The sequence below is a fragment of the Caulobacter sp. Root487D2Y genome (genome assembly GCF_001427165.1).
GTDB lineage: Bacteria > Pseudomonadota > Alphaproteobacteria > Caulobacterales > Caulobacteraceae > Caulobacter.
On record NZ_LMFD01000001.1, the window covers coordinates 1,104,035 to 1,123,636 of the forward strand.

13 protein-coding genes are annotated in these 19,602 nt (G+C 69.6%); 8 read left to right on the forward strand and 5 right to left on the reverse strand.

The window, feature by feature from the left end; all coding sequences use genetic code 11:
• Positions 1-59: 59 nt before the first annotated feature.
• From ASD38_RS05020 to ASD38_RS05035, 4 genes are all read right to left on the reverse strand, one after another.
• Positions 60-785: a hypothetical protein gene (locus ASD38_RS05020; RefSeq protein ID WP_056435071.1), complete on the reverse strand. Its 726-nt coding sequence runs from the start codon at positions 783-785 to the stop codon at positions 60-62.
• Between the two features lie 75 nt (positions 786-860).
• The gene (locus tag ASD38_RS05025; RefSeq protein ID WP_082554570.1) at positions 861-2,240 is read right to left on the reverse strand and encodes a sensor histidine kinase; all 1,380 of its coding nucleotides are present in this window, start codon (positions 2,238-2,240) and stop codon (positions 861-863) included.
• An 88-nt stretch (positions 2,241-2,328) separates the two neighbouring features.
• The gene (locus tag ASD38_RS05030) at positions 2,329-2,970 is read right to left on the reverse strand and encodes a DUF3313 family protein (protein ID WP_200941375.1); all 642 of its coding nucleotides are present in this window, start codon (positions 2,968-2,970) and stop codon (positions 2,329-2,331) included.
• A 188-nt stretch (positions 2,971-3,158) separates the two neighbouring features.
• Positions 3,159-4,859 carry an OprO/OprP family phosphate-selective porin gene (locus ASD38_RS05035; protein WP_156390568.1) on the reverse strand — a complete coding sequence of 567 codons (1,701 nt, stop codon included), beginning with the start codon at positions 4,857-4,859 and terminating at the stop codon, positions 3,159-3,161.
• 144 nt (positions 4,860-5,003) lie between these two features.
• Here ASD38_RS05035 and ASD38_RS05040 point away from each other — a divergent pair, with 144 nt between their 5' ends.
• The 5 genes from ASD38_RS05040 to ASD38_RS05060 all read left to right on the forward strand — a co-directional run bounded on the left by ASD38_RS05040 (position 5,004) and on the right by ASD38_RS05060 (position 10,228).
• Positions 5,004-6,245: a DcaP family trimeric outer membrane transporter gene (locus tag ASD38_RS05040; RefSeq protein WP_156390569.1), complete on the forward strand. Its 1,242-nt coding sequence runs from the start codon at positions 5,004-5,006 to the stop codon at positions 6,243-6,245.
• A 23-nt stretch (positions 6,246-6,268) separates the two neighbouring features.
• Positions 6,269-7,312 carry a glutaminase A gene (glsA, locus tag ASD38_RS05045; RefSeq protein WP_200941374.1) on the forward strand — a complete coding sequence of 348 codons (1,044 nt, stop codon included), beginning with the start codon at positions 6,269-6,271 and terminating at the stop codon, positions 7,310-7,312.
• Between the two features lie 203 nt (positions 7,313-7,515).
• Positions 7,516-8,616, forward strand: a complete 1,101-nt coding sequence (locus ASD38_RS05050; protein WP_056436209.1) for an amidohydrolase family protein — start codon at positions 7,516-7,518, stop codon at positions 8,614-8,616.
• Between the two features lie 120 nt (positions 8,617-8,736).
• Complete coding sequence (locus tag ASD38_RS05055) at positions 8,737-9,309, forward strand: OmpA family protein (RefSeq protein WP_056435062.1); 573 nt, start codon at positions 8,737-8,739, stop codon at positions 9,307-9,309.
• A 139-nt stretch (positions 9,310-9,448) separates the two neighbouring features.
• Positions 9,449-10,228, forward strand: a complete 780-nt coding sequence (locus ASD38_RS05060; protein WP_056458087.1) for an outer membrane protein — start codon at positions 9,449-9,451, stop codon at positions 10,226-10,228.
• Between the two features lie 91 nt (positions 10,229-10,319).
• On the opposite strand, the gene ASD38_RS05065 is transcribed toward ASD38_RS05060, so the two are convergent.
• Positions 10,320-15,767, reverse strand: coding sequence for an autotransporter domain-containing protein (locus tag ASD38_RS05065; protein WP_156390570.1), 5,448 nt, complete (start codon positions 15,765-15,767; stop codon positions 10,320-10,322).
• 441 nt (positions 15,768-16,208) lie between these two features.
• Here ASD38_RS05065 and ASD38_RS05070 point away from each other — a divergent pair, with 441 nt between their 5' ends.
• The 3 genes from ASD38_RS05070 (at position 16,209) to ASD38_RS05080 (ending at position 19,590) form a co-directional block, all read left to right on the forward strand.
• Positions 16,209-17,543 (forward strand): MFS transporter, encoded by a 1,335-nt coding sequence (locus ASD38_RS05070; RefSeq protein WP_056435056.1) that lies wholly within the window; start codon positions 16,209-16,211, stop codon positions 17,541-17,543.
• Positions 17,536-18,531 (forward strand): helix-turn-helix domain-containing protein, encoded by a 996-nt coding sequence (locus ASD38_RS05075; protein WP_056458093.1) that lies wholly within the window; start codon positions 17,536-17,538, stop codon positions 18,529-18,531. Before ASD38_RS05070 ends, ASD38_RS05075 begins: the two co-directional genes overlap by 8 nt.
• A 99-nt stretch (positions 18,532-18,630) precedes the next feature.
• Entirely contained in the window at positions 18,631-19,590 is a 960-nt protein-coding gene (locus tag ASD38_RS05080; protein WP_082560667.1) for a polysaccharide deacetylase family protein, read from the forward strand.
• The last annotated feature ends 12 nt before the right edge of the window (positions 19,591-19,602 follow it).

Consider the following 19,602-nt stretch of genomic DNA (forward strand, 5'->3'; position numbering starts at 1 on the left):
CCCGGTTTGCGCCGACCCTGTCCGGGATGACAATCGATTTTGGGACGCAGGTGCGGACCCTAGCGGCGCGGGGCGATCGCCGGCGGCGATCCAAGGGGGTTGCTCAGCGAGAACTGGCCCAGCGACATCGTCGGGATGGCCAGCAGCAACTGCAGGCCGATCAGCCAGGTGACGATCGCCACGGCGGCGAGGGTGAAGCGCACCGAGATCTGGCGGAACACCTGTCCGATTCCGCCGAAGAACATCGCCGTGGCCAGCACGACGCCCGCGCGATTATAGGAATAGGAGGTGCGGCTGGCCTCCTCGCCCAGAGCGAACTGGGTCTCGGCCTCCCTCTCGGCCCGTTCGGCCTCGGCGAAGCCGGGAGGCGTATAGCCTTTCATGGCGAACGGGGTCGGGGGCGCCTTGGGATCGTCCAGTGGACGCGTGGCCAGCCAGGCCTCGAACGGGGCCTGGAAATTCTCCGGCATGCGGGTGCGGTAGAACTGGGCCAGCGTCTCATTTCCACGGCTCTTGGCCTCGATCCAGTCGCTGAACAGGTCGATCTGCACGGCGCGGACCATGTCGCCTTCGAACCTGGCCCGCGAGGCCGCGCCGCGTTCGAAGTTCGCGCGGCCGAAATGGACGGTCTGCATGCCGTTCCACATCGCGCCCTGATGGCTGGCCCAGGAGGCCATCAGTCCGGCGACGGACAGGACGACGGCGGTCACCGTCTCGATCAGGCTGGCCCTGGCCGCGGCGGCCGCGGCGGCCGCGCTGTCGTTGGCGTCGGTCCTACGGAACAATTCTTCCTCCGCGGGTTCCATTCAAAGAAGGGCCCCGCACGGATGCGGGGCCAGTCACGAAGGCCTGGAAACCTCCTAGTCCGCCGTCTGGGGGGAGGAGGGCGGACGATCCAAACTCGCGCCTAGCGACGGTCGCGGCGATCCGTGATTACCCTGACGTCGGGGACGGAGACGCCGGGGTTGGCCGGTCCGGGGCGACGAAGACGCCGGGCGGACGACGCCGGGCCCGACGGGCAGGGCGACCACGACGACCGTGCCGAGCCCGGGGCAGGAGATCTCGACCCGCCCCTTCAGCTGGGCCGCCCGGGTGCGCATGCCCGCGATGCCGACCCCGGATTCGAGGTTCGCCGGTTCACCTCTCAGCAGGGCCGCGACGCCCTTGCCGTCATCGCTCACCCGCGCGGTCAGGACGCCGCCCTCGCTGATCAGCTCCACATCCGCGCGCCGGGCGTCCGCGTGCCGGTAGACGTTGGAGAGCGCTTCCTGAACGATGCGGTAGGCCGCGTGCTGCACCTCCTGCGGCGCGGTGTCGACCGGACCGCGGGTCACGAAGCTGGTGGCTAGGCCGGTGCGGGCGCCGAAGCCGTTGACGAATCCGCGCACCACGCGCGTCAGTCCGTTCTGCTCCAGCCCGGCGGGCTTGATCAGGTAGGAGAGGACACGGATCTCCTTGATCACCTCGCCGATCGAGATCGACATGTCCGCGAGCACGTCATTGGCCTTGTCGCCCTCGACCAGCGGCCGCAGCCGCCCCATGGACAGGTTGAGCGCCGCCAGGTGCTGGCAGGTGGAATCATGCAGCTCCATGGCGATGCGCGCCCGCTCCTCCTCCTGGGCCTCCAGCAGATCGCAGGCCCGAGCGGCGGACGGCCGTCCCTTTCCGGTCGGCTTGGGCAGGTCGTCGTGCACCACCACGAACACGGGCCGGGGGCTGAGGGGCAGGGGGGTGATCCGCACGTGCCGCCGCTGCGACGGTTCGCTGTCGGCCACCGTATAGCGATGGACGAAGGACTCGCTGCGGCCGGCCAGCAGCTCCTGGACGCCATGGCGGAACGCCGGCCGTCCCAGGGCCGGATAGATCCGGGCGCAGAGGTCCACATAGGACTCGCCGAGCCCGGCGCGCCGCGACGTGCCCGCGCGCCGCGCGGCCGCCCGCCAGGCGGGATTGACGGCGATCACCACGCCGGCTTCGTTGATCAGGGCCGTTTCCTGCACGAGCGCCTTGGAGACGGCGGCCAGCAGCTTGGTGGCGGCGCGGCCAGCGGGCTTCAGAACGGGCGCCGGGACAAGGATCGCGTCCGACGGCGCGAGGGCCGACCGGGCCCGGCGGAGGATCCCGGCCACCGACGGGCCGAGGCCGGCGGGCAGCAGCGACGGCGTCGGTTCGCCGGGGTCGCCGAACAAGGGCAGGGCCCATGCCGGCGCCGTTAGAGTCTGGTCGAGCCGATGGGACATCTCGAACGTCCTTCTGCTGGCGTCTCCCGACAGAAAAGCAAACTTAGGGCCCACGACGGCGTTTGGGGCCCCGCAACACACAGGGAGGTTAGGGCGCGGTCCCCGCGAAACGCCCGGTGTCGTCGATCGGCGCGCGGGTCTTCAGCTCGTTGAGGCCGCGAATGCTCAGCTCGGCCCACCGCTCGACCAGCCGACGGAAGTCCATGCGGTTGGTGACGCGGTTGCGCTGCCCGACCGTATTGTCGCCCGCCAGGCGCCGGTCGACGGCGCGGCCCAGCAGGGCGCCGGTCAGAGAGTCCCGCACCTCCACGAAATAGGTCGCCTCGCCAGCGTCGTTGGCGAAGGTGTAGGTGCGGCCCGCCTCGAAGGTGTCCGGCGCCGAGACCCGGACGTCGAGCACGCCGGTTCGCAGCCACAGCACGTCGGGACCCGGCTCGGTCACCACAGGATAGCCGCCCTTGGTGAATTCCTCGACGAAGATGTTTCCGGCGGCGGCGACGCCCTCGGTGATGGCCTTCTTGACGTCCTTTTCCGAGATGTCGCGGGACACGCCCATGCCTTGCTGGTTGTAGTCGCGGCGCCAGTTCTTTTCGAAACTGATCTCCGTGGGGTCGAGCATGACCTTGGTGTAGCCGGTGAAGGTCGCACCCGGCGCCAGGTACACCAGGTCGAAGCGCTTGGACTTGACCTGCAGCAGGCCGTCCCAGGTGGTGGGGGGCTTGGCGGCCAAGGTCGGCGTCGCGGCCGTGGCTGCAAGGACAAGCGACAGGAGCGCCGCTCGGAAGAGCTGTCGATGATCCATTTTTTCCGGCCTCGATCTGCTGAGCTAAGCATCGCCATGCCGGCGAGGACCACCATCGGGGAAAACCCTCGACCGGCCGCCGTACACCCCGAGGTTGGAACGTCAGGTTCCGCCTACTAGAAGGAATAGCGGAGCCGCAGAGCCAGGATGTCCAGGGTTTGCCCGATCTGCACGCCGACCGGCGGGGTCAGCGGGGCCGGGCCGAAAGGCTCGGGATCGGCGGGACCGGCGGGGTTCAGGCGATCCACCTTCACATGCATGGCGTTCAGCATCAGGCGGATGCGGTCGGAGGGATACCAGTTCAGCGCCAGGTTCAGGATGGTCTGGTCGCCGCCGCGGACGCCGCCCGGCGGCGGGGGCGCGCCGAGGCGGCCGGCGTTGGAGTTGGCGTCCATCCGGCTGTAGCGGAAGGCCAGCTCCCAGGCACCCCAGCCGCCTTCGCGCAGCGGATGCCTGGTCAGGGGACGGCCGAACACGGCGCGCGTCTGGTCGAAGCGCCTCGCCTCGCCGGTGATGATCCAGCTGCCCTGCACATAGAAGCCGGAGAAGTGCGCGTCGCGCGGGGCCTCGCTCGCGGCGCGCTCCACCGCGAAATCGAAGGCCTCGGCCTGCAGGAACAGGTTGCGGCGACGGGCGGCGAACTCCAGGCCCAGCACCTTGGCGTGGTCGGCGATGAGGTCGCCGGTGTCGAGCAGGGGCGTGTCGTCGACCCGCACTTCCGGCGTGGCCATCAGCCGAAAGCCGAACCCCGGGGTCCGGCCGTCCTGGCTCTTGCCCGGGGACAGCACGTAGATCAGCGATCCGCCCACGTGGACGCTGGAGGTCTTGGACGGATAGAAGGCCCGCGAGGTTCGGGCGACGACCGCCGACCGGGGCGACGTCTCGTCGTCCTCGTGGAGGACGGGCCCGGTCAGGCTGATCGCGGTCATCCAGTTGCGGGTCGCGCGCCGCACGGTGATCCCCAACCGGCCGTCGCCGCCGCCCAGGCCCCGCGCCAGATTGGCCGCCGTCGCCCGTTCCAGGAACGGATTGGCGTCGGTGCTGGTGGCGTCCTCCATGTTGGCCAGCTGGGGATAGGCGCCGACGATCAGCACGTACGGCGCGAAGCGGCTGTAACGGGCCCAGACCTCGGCGATGCGGGCTTCGCCCTGCTCGTCGCGCCCGCCGATGTCGAACATGGCGCGATACGAGAGGTTCTCGCCCCACTGGCCCTCGCCGCCCAGGCGGGCCTTGCGGAGGTAGGAGCCGTCGGCCAGGGCCTGGGCGTCCAGGGTGTCGCCGCTGCCGATGGCGCCGCGCCGGAAGTCGGTCTCCGGCGGGCCGGCGGGCTCTTGCGTGTAGTCGGCGCCGTCGAACTGAATGTAGCCGCGAAAGGTCCACGGCCCGATGCTGAAGTCCTGGTCGAGCACCGAGAGCAGCTTCATGGGCACGAACAGCAGGGCGTTGGGCGCTTCCGCCTGATCCTCGGCCGGAGGCGCCTTCTGTTGGGGTTCGGCGGCGGGAGCGGGGGGCGTCGCGGCGGCGCCGCTGACCTGTGGGGTCGGCTCGGCCGGCGTCTCGGGCGGCGCATCGGTCGCAACGAGCGCCGCCGCGACGAGCAGCGCCAGGGTCAGCCGAAGTCTCCGGCCAGGTCTCTGGCGGCGGCCGCGGCGGCGAGGGTCCGGGCGTGGGTCATGGGCGGTCTCCGGGTTTGTCGCCAGCGTCGGGTGGGCCGCGGGCCGGGGCCATCCGGCGTATTCCCGAGCCGCCGGGGCGCCGACGCCCCAGCCTTGTCGCTTGGCGAAAGGCTTGGCCGGAGGCCGCCGGGCCCCGGGCAATCCACCTCGGGTCGTATCAGGCGCCCACCCGATACTTTCCCGGACGTGTCGGCTCCTAACCTGCCGAGGTTTCGCGTGCGTAGTGCGCGCCGGTCATCGCGAAAGACGAGAGCCGGACAACGGGTAAGGCGACAGGGGATTAAGATGCGAATTCCTTACGGGCGGCTCGCGCCGCATCTGCTGGTGGCGACCGCCATCACGGGTCTGGCCGGAGCGGCGCAGGCCGCCGACGAGCCGAAGTTCGAGGTCTACGGCTTCGCGCAGGTCGACTTCACCCAGGATTTCAACCGGGTCGACCCGCTTTGGGACGACGCCCTGAGGCCCTCGAAAATTCCGACCACCGAAGACACTTTCGGCGACAACGGCCAGACCTCGATCAGCGTCAAGCAGAGCCGGTTCGGCGTGAAGGCGCAGCAGGAGATCGCCGGCAAGCCCCTGTTCGTGAAGTTCGAGTTCGACCTGTTCGGGGTCGGCGGCGACGCGGGCCAGACGACGTTCCGCCTCCGCCACGCCTATGGCCAGTGGGGCCCGGTGCTGGCCGGCCAGACCAACAGCGTGTTCATGGACGGCGACATCTTCCCCAACACGATCGAGTACTGGGGACCGACGGGCATGGTGTTCGTGCGCACCCCGCAGATCCGCTATACTTTCGGGTCCGGCGCCGGCCGGTTCGCGATCGCGCTCGAAAAGCCCGGCAACGACATCGACCCGGGCAACGTCCGCATCGTCGATCCGACGTTGGGCTCCAACATCCAGGGCGACGAGGAACTGCCCGACCTGACCGGTCACTATCGCTATGCCGGAGACTGGGGGCACGTCCAGCTGGCGGGCATCCTGCGCCGCGTCGGCTATGAGACCAAGGGCGCCCCGAACAACGAGCCGTCGTCCCACAAGATGGGCTGGGGCCTGAACCTGACCTCCAACATCAAGGCCGGTCAGAAGGACGTCGTCCATCTGGGCGTCGTCTATGGCGAAGGCATCGCCAGCTACATGAACGACGGCGGCACCGACATGGGGCCCAAGGCCAAGCCCGGGATCTCGCAGCCGATCGTCGGCGCCCCTCCCGTGCCGCCTGGCTCGCTGTACGGCGACGTGCTGCCGCTGCTGGGCCTGACGGCCTATTACGACCACTACTGGAACGACCAGTGGAGCAGCTCCGTCGGCTGGAGCATGACCAAGGTCGACAACACCAACTTCCAGGCGGCGGACGCCTACCAGACGGGCCAGTACGCCTCGGCCAACGTCCTCTACACGCCCGACCCGCGGATCCTGATCGGCGGCGAGCTGCTGTGGGGCGAGCGTGAGGACTTCGACGGCAACAAGGGCGACGACACCCGGATCCAGGTGTCCTTCAAGTACAGCTTCTCGAGCAACGATTTCCGATAGCCAGCAGCCTGGAGCGCAATCCGATGATGCAATCAAACGCCTCGCGTCGGGACCTCGCCAGAGGCATCGCCGCCCTGGGGTTCGGCCTGACCGCCGGCGCCGGCCTGGTGGCCGCCCCGGCCTTCGCCCAGCCTAGCGCCGCCTCGGCGGACGCCGCGGTCAAGGCCGCCTACGACAAGTTCAAGGGCCTCAACGAAGGCAAGAACGCCGACTACATCCCCGCCCTGGCCAAGGTGCCGTCGAACTATTTCGGCATCGCCCTGGCCACGCCGCAGGGGGCGCTGTCGACCGCCGGCGACATCACGCCGACCTTCTCGATCCAGTCGATCTCCAAGGTGTTCACCCTGGCCCTGGTGTTCCAGGAATCCGGCGAGGACCTGATCGAGGACAGCATCGGCGTCGACGCCACGGGGCAGGTGTTCAACTCGATCGTCGCGATCGAGCAGTTCCGCGGCAAGGAGATGAACCCGCTGGTCAACCCCGGGGCCATCGCCACCACCGGCATGGTCAAGGGCACGCCCGACGAGGTGTGGAAGAAGATCCTGGCGCTGCATTCCGACTTCGCCGGCCGCCAGCTGTCGGTCGACCAGGAGGTCTACAAGTCCGAGGCCGACACCAACCAGCGCAACCGCGCCATCGGCGCCCTGATGTGGGCCTATGAGCGGTTCAAGAGCGATCCGGCCGTGGCCACCGACATCTACACGCGTCAGTGCGCGATCGCGGTCAACGCCAAGGACCTTGGCAACATGGCCGCCACCCTGGCCAACGGCGGCAAGAACCCGATCACCAAGAAGCAGGTGATCGATCCCAAACACGTGGCGCGACTGTTGGCCGTGATGGCCACCGCCGGCCTCTACGACGACAGCGGCAAGTGGCTGTTCCACGCCGGCCTGCCGGCCAAGAGCGGCGTGGGCGGCGGGCTGATCGCCGTGTCGCCGGGCAAGTTCGGGATCGGGACCTTCGCCCCGCCGCTCGACGCCGCCGGCAACAGCGTCCGGGGCCAGCGCGCGATCATCGACATCTCGCAAGCCCTGGGCGGCAATCCCTACGACGTGAAGCCGACCTGATCCGACCCCGACGGCTCTTCAGGTCATCGCCAAGGATCGGCGCCGGCCGAGGGTCGGCGTGATGCTCCCCTCGCTCGCGCCGCCGTCAGGTCGATCCTGGCGGCGGGTCCGGCGACCCCAGTAGGAAGATCACCATGCGCTCCGTTCATTCTGCCGGGATGATGGGCTGCACCAAGCGACCGCTCATCGCGCTCGCGCTATGGATGCTTGGCGCCGCGGCGCCATTCGCCGCCCAGGCGGCGGCGGCTCCGCCGACCGCCCCGCCGACCGCGACCGAGACCTACCTTTTCAACGACTCCCACTTCCATCTGACGAACTACATCCAGCAGGGCACCGACATCAGGAAGTACATGGAGATCATGGGCGACAAGGTCGGTCGCTCGACCCTGTTCGGCATCCCGCTTCAGCAGATGTGGTCCTACGCCAACTCGGGTGACTTCGCGCCGAACTACTACCTGCAGAGCGACGCGCCGCTCTACTACTACTCGTTCACCGACGCCTTCATCGCCACCAGCTACCTGTCGCTGCCGCCCAAGGATCGGGCCCGGTTGGATCCGATGATCACCGGCTTCAACCCTTCGGACATGTACGCCGTCGATCATATACGGCGGGTGCTGACGACCTATCCCGGCGTGTTCACCGGCATCGGCGAGTTCTCGATCCACAAGGAGTTCGTCTCGCCGAAGGTCGCCGGCGTGACCGCCAGCCTCACCGATCCGGCCGTCGACCGGATTCTCGACCTCGCCGGCGAGGTCGGCCTGGTGGTGATCATGCACAACGACATCGACATGCCTTTCGCCAAGACCGACGCGGAGCCGGTCTATCTTCAGCAGATGAAGGCCCTGCTGCGGCGTCATCCGAAGACGACCGTGATCTGGGCGCACACGGGCCTGGGGCGCGTCGTCCATCCCGCGCAGGTCTCGGCCAACGCCGAGGCCGGCACCGAGCGCAGTCCACGCCACTTCGAGATTCTCGAAGCCATGCTCGTCGATCCGACGCTGAAGCACGTCTACTTCGATATTTCCTGGGACGAGGTGGCCAAGTACGCGGTCGCGACGCCGGAAAGCGCCAAGGTCACGGCGGCGATGCTCAACAAATACCCCGACCGCTTCCTGTTCGGCACCGACAATGTGGCTCCGTCCAATCAGGCCGCCCAGCTGCGCGTGTTCCACCTCTGGGATCCGGTCTTCAAGGACCTGACGCCCGAAGCCAGCCTTGCCGTCCGAAAGGGCAATTATGAGCGTCTTTTCGACGCCGCCCGGGTCAAGGTGCGGACCTGGGAGAAGGCGAACGCCGGCCAATAGGAATCCGGCGGCCCAGCTTCGGGTATACTGAGGTCAAGGCTCAGGTCTACACCTGATAGGTCTTCTCGTCCCCGGCGCCATCCTCTCACCTGCGTTTGGCAAGAAGCTGGGAGACCCATCATGGGGCACTATCTATCGGGCGTCGCGGCCGCTGTTGTGGTCGCTAGCGGGCTGGCCTTGAGCGGCTGCGCCACGGAGTCTTATGTCGACGAGCATGTGGCCGCGGTCAATGCCCGCGTCGACGCCGTCGACGCCAGGGTCACGGCGCTGTCCGGGCGTGTCGACGAGGTGGACAAGACCGCCCAGGCGGCGAGCGCGAAGGCGGACGCCGCCCAACAGCACTTGGTCCGCACGGTGGTCAGCGACACCGACTCGATCACCTTCGAGACCGCCAAGTGGGACCTCTCCGACGAGGCCAAGGCGACGCTCACCGCTTTCGCCGACAAGCTGAAGGCCGACAACAAGCCGGTCTTCATCGAGATCGTCGGCGGCGCCGACACGCGTGGCGACACCGACAAGAACCGTGTCCTGGGCGCAAAGCGCGCCCTGGAAACCCGGCGATTCCTGTCGAGCCTGGGCATTCCGCTCTCCAACATGGAGACGGTCTCCTGGGGCGAGGAGCACCCGACCGCGGTCGGCACGCCCGAGGAAGACGCCTCCAGCCGTCGCGTGGTTCTGCGCGTCCTGCAATAGCGGCCCCGGCGGCGCGCGGATCACCGCGCGCCGCCTCCGGTCTCGTCCGCCCGCCCCTCAGGTCCGCACCGGATACCGAGGGGCGGGCGTTACGCGGAAGCCTTGTCCTCCCGATCGAATCCCCTGGAGGACAAGTTGTATGCGTAAGTTCGAGTTCATCGCCGTCGCCCTTGGCGCGGCCGGCTTTGTCTGCCTGGGCGCCGGCGCCGGCGCCGCCGCCGCGCAGGACGGGCCGTGGAACGGCTATTACGTCGGCGGCAACATCGGCGCTTCCAAGGCCGACACCACCCTGACCATGAAGGCGGCGTCCGGCTCGGGCGGCGCCGTCATCCCGCCGGGCGACATCGGCCTGATCAACGCCCCCGTCTCGGAGGACGACAACAATGACGTCGGTTTCACCGGCGGGTTCCAGGCCGGCTACAACTACTGGTCGGGGGGCTGGATGATCGGGCTGGAGACCGACATCAACTATTACAATCTCGGCGGGGACCGGAAGAAGACCTACCGGTCGGGCCTGGCGATCGCTCCGCCGATCGATTTCACGATCGAGCAGAAGATGAAGACCGACTGGATGTGGACCCTGCGTCCCCGGGTCGGCTACGCGACGGACACCTGGCTGTTCTACGCGACGGCCGGCGTGGCCGCCTCGGACATCAAGCTGACGACCAAATACTACGACACCCGCAGCCCGCCGATCACCGGCAACAACGAGGAGTCCGACGTCAAGTTCGGCTGGACCGCCGGCCTGGGCGCGGCCTTCGCGCTGAGCGAATACACCTCGGTGCGGGGCGAGTGGCTGTATTCCGACTTCGGCACGATCAAGTCGCAGGGCACGGTGGGCAGCAACTACGCCACCCTCAGCTCCGAGGCGGACGCCCGGGGCAACCTGTTCCGCATCGGCTTCGACTACACGTTCTAAGTCAGGCTGACGCCCAAAAAGAAAGGGCCCCTTGCGGGGCCCTTTTGAGGTGACGAGCCGGCTGGGGCGCCGGCTCGCCGACGGGTTATGTCTAGAACTTCCAGGAACCGCCGGCGCGGATGGCTTGCGCTTCGAAGCCGCCGCCGTAGGCCGCGTCGTAGGTGACGCCGAAACGGGCCCGGTCGCCGGAGAACAGATCGGCTCCCAGCTGCAGGGCCACGCCGCCGGCCGAGGCCTTGGCGCCGGTCACCACGAAGCGGTTCACGCCGCCGGCGAAGGCGTTGGAGGTCTCGCCGGCCAGGTCGCCGGTGGTCATGCGCCAGGCGATCGAGGCGTGCGGACGCAGCACGCCGTCGGTCCCGAAGCCGGTCTCGGTCTTCAGCTTGACGCCCAGATCGATCACGCCCAGCTCGCGCTTGACGCCCTGGACGTCCAGCCGCGCGAAGCCGCCGGTCTCGACCGCGTCGTCGGTCTTGACGGTCAGATAGGCGCCCGAGGCGAACGGCTCGACCACCGCCGCGCCGTAGGTCATCGGAACCGAGACCTGGGCGAACAGCTGGGCGGTCTTGGCGTCGTACTTGCCTTGCACCCGATCCTGGGCGCCGGGGAAGGAGACGGTCCGCGCGGTGTCGACCGACGACCAGGCATAGCCGCCGCCGACATTGGCGCGCAGGGGACCGAAGGCCGAGGCCGCGTAGACGGCCAGTTGGCCGCTGGTGGCGTCGGCCTGGCTGCTGCGGCCCGAGACCGTGGCGCGGCCGTCGTCATAGGCGGCCGCGACGCCGATGCGGGTCGCGCCCACCACGGTGTCGCCGCCGACCACGAGGCCGGAGCTGGCGGTCTTGACGCCCGCCGCGCCGGCGCCCGCGTTGACCTTGCTCCAGCCGGCCAGGACGTCGCCCCAGCCGCCGACCGCGTCGGCCGGCGCCGAGGCGCGGTTCTGGACCGCGTCGCGCAGACGACCGGCGTCGCCCAGCAGCAGGGTCGAGACGTCGGCATGGATCTGGCCGTCCAGGGCGTCGTAGCCCTGGGCCGCGCCCGTCGCGCTCTGGGTGACCAGGGCGTCGTAGATCACCGAACCGTAGCCCTGGGCTTCGGCGGCCCGCGCCGTCTCGGCCTGGTTGCGGGTGGTCGCCAGGCTGGCGAAGCGGATGTCGTTGCGCAGCAGGTTCAGGCGCACGGCGTTGGCGGTGTAGCTCAGGCTCGGCGTCAGGAACGCCAGGTTGCTGGTCACCCCCGCGAACGTGCCGACCACGCCGCCGGCCGACTGGACGATGCCGTACTGCGACAGGCGGGCGTATTGCGACGTCGGACCGCCGGCCAGGACCTGGACCGTGACGCCGCTCTGGATCGTGGTCACGCCCGTCACGTCGATCAGGTCATGCTCGCCGGTCGGCAGGACTTCGGCCTGGTAGACCGAGCCCGTGGCGAAGGTGAAGTCGCCGGCCACATGCAGGGTCCCGGGCGAGTTGCCCGGGGTCACCTGACCGCCGTTCTGGACCAGCACGTCGCCGGTGATCGTGCCCGAACCGCCCAGCAGGCCGGCCGAGCCGACCGTGACGTCCGAGGTGACCGAGCCGTTGACCTTCAGCTTGCCGACATTGACCGTGGTGTCGCCGGTGTAGGTGTTGGCCCCGGCCAGGTCGATGACGCCGCCGCCGGTGATCGTGAACGAGCCCGAGCCGGTGATCGCGCCCGAGAAGGTGGTCGTCTCGGCCTGGTTCACGGTCAGGGCGCCGCCCTCGATCGAGATCTGGCCGTTCGAACCGCCGCTCAGATTGGTGACGGTCTGGGTCAGGCCGCTGAGGTCGAGCAGGCCGTTGTCGACCTGGACCTCGGCGGTTTGCGGCAGGTGCAGGATGCGCACGGTGCCGCCCTGCACCGTGGTGGTGCCGGTGAAGCCGTAGTCGCCCGACAGCACCAGGCGCTGGCCGCCTTGCTTGATCAGTTCGCCCGTGCCGGTGATGTCGCCGGCGTAGTCGTACTCGTCCGAGCGGTTGAAGATCGCCGTGCCGTTCAGCACCAGGTCGCCGGTCAGCGAACCGGTCGCGCCGCCGGCGCCGATCTGCAGCGTGCCGCCGGCCCCGACCGTGACCGGGCTGGTCAGGTCGGCGGTGGTGATCAGCTTGCCGCCGGTGATGGTGGTGGTCTCGAAGCTGGTGTTCTGGGTCAGGGTGAACTGGCCCGACTGCACCAGGGCGGTCTCGAAGCCGATCACGCCGGCCAGGGTCTGGGCGTTGACCTGGCCCGCGCCCTTCAGGGTCAGGGTGTCCAGACCCGCGCCGGCGTCGACGGCGCCGCCGAAGCTGGCGCCGGCCAGGACGGTTAGGGTGTCATTTCCGCCGCCGAACAGAACCGCCCGCGCGCCCGCGCCGCCGCCGATATAGCCGGCGGTGGTCAGGTCCGCGCCGTAGCCGGCGGTGACGCCGGTGACCGGCGAACCGCTGATGGCGGTGGTCTTGAACACCAGGCCTTCGCCGGTGGTCGAGGTGACCGAGGCGCCGGCCGCGACGGTCGCGTTCGAGCGGTTCAGGGCCGAGATCGAAGCGCCGACCAGGCTGCCCGAGGTCTCGCCCGTGATAGTCACGACGGCGTCGTGGCTGGCGCGGACGTCAAGGCCGCGACCGTTGTCGCCGTTGACGACGGCCCGGCCCGAGGTCACGACGGCGTCGCCGTTCTTGGCGATCGCCTGGATCGCCACCGAGCCGGCGCCGGTGATCTCGGCGTCCTGGCTGGTGACCGCGACGCTGTCGCCCTGGGCCAGGATGGCCAGTGTCCCGTCGCTGGAGGCTCGGGCCTTGCCGCTGTCGATCACCACCCTGCCGCCGGTCGAGACGCCGTAGACCGCCGAGGCGTAGGTGCCGACCGCCGAGGCGTCGACGCTCTTGATGGTGATCAGGCCGCCGCTCGACGAGGCGCCGACCGCGTCGGCGGTCCAGCCATTGTTCATGCCGAGGTTGGTGGTGTGGGTCACGCCGGCGTCGATGGTGATCGCGCCGGTCGTGCTGACGGCGTAGATGCCCATGTCGCCCTTGGCGCCGACCGTGATCTCGCCGCTCTTGACGTTGATCGGGCCGTCCTGGGTGTAGGCGAACAGGCCGCCGTAGGCGCCGGTGATCTTGTCGGACGTGATGTCGATCCCGTCCTTGCCATAGACATTGATGCCCGAGGCGTCGGCGGCGGTGATCTCGCCGCTGTCGATGGTCACCTTGCCGGCGTTCTCGACCCAGATGCCGACGGCGTTGCCCTTGGCGGTGCTGATCGTGTCGCTGACGATATGAACCGTCCCGGTCCCGCCCGCGGGCGTGTGCGGCGAGCCGTAGACGAGGCCGCTCTCGGTCTGGGTGACGCGGATGCCGATGGCGCCGAAGCCCTCGGTGGCGATCGAGCCGCTGGTGATGTCGACCGAGCCGGCGGCGCTGGTGGCGAAGATGCCGCTGGCCGCGCGGTCGAGGCCGCCCGCGACGGCGGCCTTGTCGCCCTTGGTGCTGATCGCGCCGCTGACGATGGTCACGCCTTCGCCGCCGATGGCGCGGATGCCCGCCGCGCCGTGGCCGGCGGTCGAGATCTCGTCGCTGACGATCGAGACCGGGCCGACGGTTTCCACCTGGATGCCGCTGGCGGTGAAGCCGGCGGTGGTGATCTTGCCGCTGTCGACGGTGACGTCGTCGCCGCCGAACGCCACGATGCCGTAGCCGTTCGTGCCCTTGGTGCTGATCGTGTCGCTGGCGACGGCGATGACGCCCCGGCGGTCGATGGCGATGCCGGCGCCGTTGTCGCCCAGGGTCGCGATCGAGCCGCTCTTGATGCTCAGGGCGCCCGTGCCGGCGGCCGCGGCGTGGTCGGTGTAGTCGGCGTTGCCGTCCAGATCGACCAGGATGCCTTGCGAATTGAGGCCGGCGGTGGAGATGACGCCGCTGTCGATCGCGATGTCGCCTTCGGTGGTCCAGGTGTAGATGCCGCGCGCCCACGTGCCCGTCGTCGTGGCCGTGCCGCTGGTGATGTCGATGTTGGCCTTCTTGCTGAAGGTCAACGCCATGATCGCATCGACGGTGTTGTTCAGGTAGTTGCCCGCGGTCGAGGCCGTGCCGCTGACGATCTTCACGCCGCCGCCGCCGTTGGCGTAGATCGCCCGGCTGCCGTTACCCAGCGCCGAGGCGTTGGTGCTGTTGATGTTGATCGCGCCGTTGGCGGCCGAGGCGTAGATCGCCCACGAGCCCGCGCCGGCCGTGCTGGCCGCGCCGCTGACGATGTCGATGCCGCCGGCGGTGCTCAGGGCGCTGATGGCGTTGGCGAAGGTCTGGACGCCGTTCAGGACGGCCACGCCGCCGGTCGCCGTGGCCGTGCCGCTCTTGATCGAGATCGAACCCGCGCCGTTGGCGTAGATGGCGCTGGCGCCGTCGCCCTTGGTCGAGGCCGTGCCGCTGTCGACGATCATCGCCGTGCCGCCGCTGACCTGGATGGCGTTGGCGAAGCGGTTGGCGCCGTTCTCGTAGATCGAGGCGCCCTGGGTGCTGGTGGTGGTCGCCGTCACCTTGACCGTCTTGCCGGCGGTGGCCGTGATCCCGTAGGCGCCGTCGCCGGTGGTGGTCACCGTGTCGCTGGTGAAGGTCACGTCGCCGGCCGCGGCGGTCAGGCTGACACCATAGTCGCGCTTGCCCGTGGTGGCGACCGTCTGGCTCGTGCCGACGATGTCGCCGGCGTAGCTGCGGACCAGGAGGCCCGCGCCGTAGAAGGTCGAGCCGTACTCGGAGACGTTGGGACCGCCCGTCGAGGTGATCGAGCCGCTGGTGAAGTTGACGGTCTTCAGACCGAACAGGGCCACGGCGCCGCTGCCGTGGGTGGCCGTGATGTTGTTCAGCGTCGCGGTCACCGCGCCGCCGATGGTGACCGTGCCGCCGACCGGGGCGTTGGTGTAGGCGAAGGCGCCGACCGTCTGGCCGCCGACGCCGGTGCTGCTGGCGCCGTCGATGTCGAGCGTGATGTCGCCCGATCCGGAGGTCGAGGTGACGGCCGAGCTGTAGGTGCCGACGGTCGAGAGATGCTTGCCGGTCATCGAGATATTGCCGCTGTCGCTCAGGGCGGTCAGGGCGTCGTTGGTGCGGTCGGCAGTCCCGTTGTAGGTCAGGGCGGTGGTCTTGACGTCGTCGGCGTTGAGGCTGATCGCGCCGGTCGTGGTGGTGATCAGAACGCCCAGGCCGCCTTGGCCGCCCGCGCCGTTGCCGGTCACGCCGTTGGCGTTGACCGTGACCGCGCCCGTCGAGCCCGCGACCTTGACCGCGGGGGCGTCGGTGTTGCTGACCGTCGCGTCGGCGGGAATGTTCAGGGTCAGTCCGTCCGGACCGGCCACGTAGCTGACGCCGGTGGTGATCGCGCCGGCGGGGCAGGTCACCACGCCCGAAACGGCCGCGCCGCAGGCGTCGGCGGCGACCGCCGGCTGCACCAGCAGCGAAAGCCCCAGGGCCGTGCCCGTCAGCAGCATCGCCCGGCCGACCGGCGCACGGGCGCCCTTGGTTTTGATTTGGTGGTTACTCGACATGTCTAGCCCCCGAAAAACAAACTCGCCGAAGGCGCGCCACGCGCATTCTTTCGGCCGAGCTGCGGAAGGGGTCGCAAAAACATTTCCAATTTACTGTTGAAGTCGAGGGTTCAGGCGACTTGGGACGCAGGGGAAAGAAATAATCTTCCAATATAGCTCAAGCGTGAGACGCCTGGGCCTTGCGTGGTCAAGCTTGCCCGTCCGGCGGCGATTTCGCGCATCTCGATGCATCGGCGGTCTGTCCGCGCGGCGCCGACCGGATCTGGGCGTCCGATCGGTTGACGATGGGGGCGCCGTCTGCCCTCTTGTCGCGACAAATCACCGAGCGTCAGTATGTCTGAGTCTGTTGTCGAGCTGCCGCGCTCTGAACGACCCCAGGGCCGGGCGCTCGGCGTGGACGCGCCAACACCGTCTTCGGTCTAGCGGGATCCGGGGGCGGACATGACGGAAACGAAAGCGGCGTCGCGCGCGGCAAGGTGGGGCTGGACGACGGGCGCGCCGCTGGGCCTGCTGGCGCTGACCCATTTCCTGATGCAGGCCGACCGCAACCTGCCGGCCCTGATCCTGCCCCTGCTCAAGCAGCGGTTTCTGCTCAGCGACACGGCCCTGGGCCTGCTGCAGGGCCCGGCCTTCGTGCTGTTCTTCGTGGTCTCGACCCTGGCCGTCGGTCACCTGGTCGACCGGGCGCCGCCGTTGAGGGTGCTGGCCGGCAGCCTGCTGCTGTGGACCCTGGCCAGCATCGGTTTCGGCCTGGCTCGGAGCCTGGAGCAACTGGTGCTGAGCCGACTGCTGCTGGGCCTCTGCCAGGCCCTGGTCCAGCCGACCGCCCTGTCGCTGATCGTGGCCCGGACGCCCGCCCAGGATGTCGGCCGCTCGATCTCGGTGTTCACCACCGGCTCGGCCCTGGGCCGCAGCGGCGCCATGCTGCTGGGCGGCGCGCTGCTGGCCTGGAGCGCCTCGCCGCTGGTGCGGGCGGTGTTCCCGGGGCTGGAGGCCTGGCGCGTGCTGTTCTTCCTCAGCGCCCTGCCCAACCTGATGGTCGCCGCCGGGCTGCTGTTCGTCGACGCCCGCGAGGCGGCGAGCCCAACGACGCCCCCGGTCTCAAGCCGGCGGCCCTCCCTGCTGCCCGTCCTCGAGCAGATGCGGGCCCGGCCGACGACGTTCGGCGTCCACCTGCTGGCGGCCGGCTGCGTCATCGTGCTGATCCAGGCGGCCAGCGCCTGGCTGCCCACGCTGCTGCAGCGCGAGCTGGCCCTGTCGCCGGCCCGCAGCGGCGTGTTCAGCGGACTGATCGTCCTGGTCGGCGCGCCTTTGGGCCATCTGAGCGGCGGGGCCCTGACCGACCTTTGCCGCCGCGCGGGACGCGCGCCCAGCCTGGTCATCGCCGCGTCCATGGCGTTGTGCGGGGTCGGGGCGGGCCTGCTGTGCGTCACGCCGACCCTGGCCGCGGTCGGCGCCGGCTTCTTCATGCTGACCGTGTTCGGCGGCGGCGCGGCGGTGGTGTTCCTGGCCATGTACCAGCCGATGCTGTCCACCGCCCACGGCGCCTCCAACGCCGTCTTCTTCGCCGCCACCACCCTGATCGGCGTCGGCCTGGGCCCGCCGGTCATCGGCCTGCTCAGCGACCGGGTTTTCGGACCCGGCCAGCTGGGCAAGGCGCTGTTCTGCACCACCCTGGCGGCCGGCCTGGCCGCCTCGCTGCTGGCCTGGGGCGGCCGCCGGGCGTGGGCGCGCGTTGTTCAATCGGCGGAAGCGACGACGAGGCTTGATGGCTGAGCAGTTCCTGCAGTTCGCGTCCGAGACCGACGGGGTCGGACTGGACGTCTATCGCGAGCTCTACGCGTCCGGCGCCGACGTGACGGGCCTGGACGGCGCGTTCTTCGCCGAGGTCGCGGGCTGGCGGCTGGCCGGGATCCTGCTGTTCGACCGGCGGCTGGCCGGAGTCGCCCACGAGCGCTCGCCCGAGCGGGTGCGCCGCGACCAGTTCGATCACTTCACGGTCCAACTGGTCGTCGAAGGCCGGTTCGAGGTCGACGGCGGCGAGGGCTTCGTGGAGATCGCGCCGGGCCAGATCGTCCTGCTGGACATGACCCGTCCGATGCGCAACCGGGCGGTCACGACCCGGGTCGTCACCGCCAGCGTCTCGCGCGAGGTGCTGCAGGCGGCCCTGGGCTCGACCGCGGGCCTGCACGGCCGCGTCGTCGACCAGGACAAGGCCCTGCTGCTGGCCGACTACATGACCTCGCTGGCCGCCCGCGCGTCCGAGATCGGCGAGGCTGATCTGCCGGCGGTGTCGCGGGCCTTCATCGACCTGTTGACCGTCGCGGCCGGCAGCGTCGAGCTCAGCCGCGGCGCCGACCTGCGCCGCCTGGAGTTCGCCCGCCGGGAGTCGGTCAAGCGCTTCATCGAGGCCAATCTGGCGTCGGACCTGACGGCGGACGCGATCTGCGACGCCACCGGCGTCTCGCGCGCCACCCTCTACCGCATCTTCCAGCCGGACGGCGGGATCGGCGGCGTCATCCAGACCCGCCGCCTGGTGCGGCTGCGCGCGGCGCTGGGCGATCCGGCCGACGACCGCCCGCTGGCCGACATCGCCCAGGCCTGCGGCTTCAAGTCCGAGAGCCACATGGGCCGGCTGTTCCGCAAGGCCTTCGCGACCAGCCCGGGCGACTACCGCCGCCAGGTCCGCGCCGCCACCTCGGTCTCGGCGCGGGCCGAGCTGTCGCGGCGGCGCTGGGACGCGCTGATGGGCGAGATCACCTGACTCTCGACGCGGCGGGCGTGCGAACGGCCTTGCGGCGAAGGCGAAGGACGGCATAATTGTTACCGTTATCATTCGCCAAGGAATGAAACGGGAGGACGCATGGACATCGAGAGTCGCAAGGGCGCCGCGCGACGCGCGCGGGCGGGGCTTTGGGCGCGCCGGATCGCGCCGCTGGTCTTCGCCGCCGCGGCGGGCGCCGGCCACGCCGCCACGCCGGTGAAGATGGCCCTGACCTTCGACGACCTGCCCACCCACAGCGCCCTGCCGCCGGGCGTCAGCCGCATCGACGTCGCGGGCCGGCTGCTGGCCGCTTTCCACGACGCGGGGACGGGGCCGGTCTATGGCTTCATCAACGGCGTGGGCGAGGAGCGCGAGCCGGATTCGGCGGGCGTGCTGTCGCTGTGGCGCGCGGCGGGCCATCCGCTGGCCAACCACACCTGGTCGCACATGAACCTCAACACCAACAGCCTGGCCGACTGGGAGGCCGATCTCGTCCGCGACGAGCCGCTGCTGGAAAAGCACATGGCCGGCCAGGACTGGCGCTGGCTGCGCTATCCGTTCCTCAGCGAGGGCGAGACGCCGGACAAGCGCGTCGCCGCCCGCGAGGCGCTCAAGGCCCGTGGCTACCGCATCGCCAGCGTCACCATGAGCTTTGGCGACTATGCCTGGAACGAGCCCTACGCCCGCTGCATGACCAAGGGCGACGCGGCGGCGGTGGCGGTGCTGGAGGCCAGCTACCTGAAGGCCGCCAAGGACAGCCTGGACTATTCGCGCGGCCTGTCGGCCGCCCTCTACGGCCGCGACATCCCCTATGTGCTGCTGATGCACGCCGGGGCCTTCGACGCGCGGATGGCGCCCCGCCTGCTGAAACTGTACCGGGACAACGGCGTCACCTTCGTCAGCCTGGAGGAGGCCGAGCGCGACAAGTTCTACGCCCCCGACTTCAAGACCCAGGCGACCAGCGCGCCCACCACCCTGGAAGAGGCCATGAAGGCCAAGGGACTGGCGGTTCCCAAGTTGGACCTGCCGTTCGCCGATCTCGACAAGATGTGCCGATAGGGGCGCTCCGTC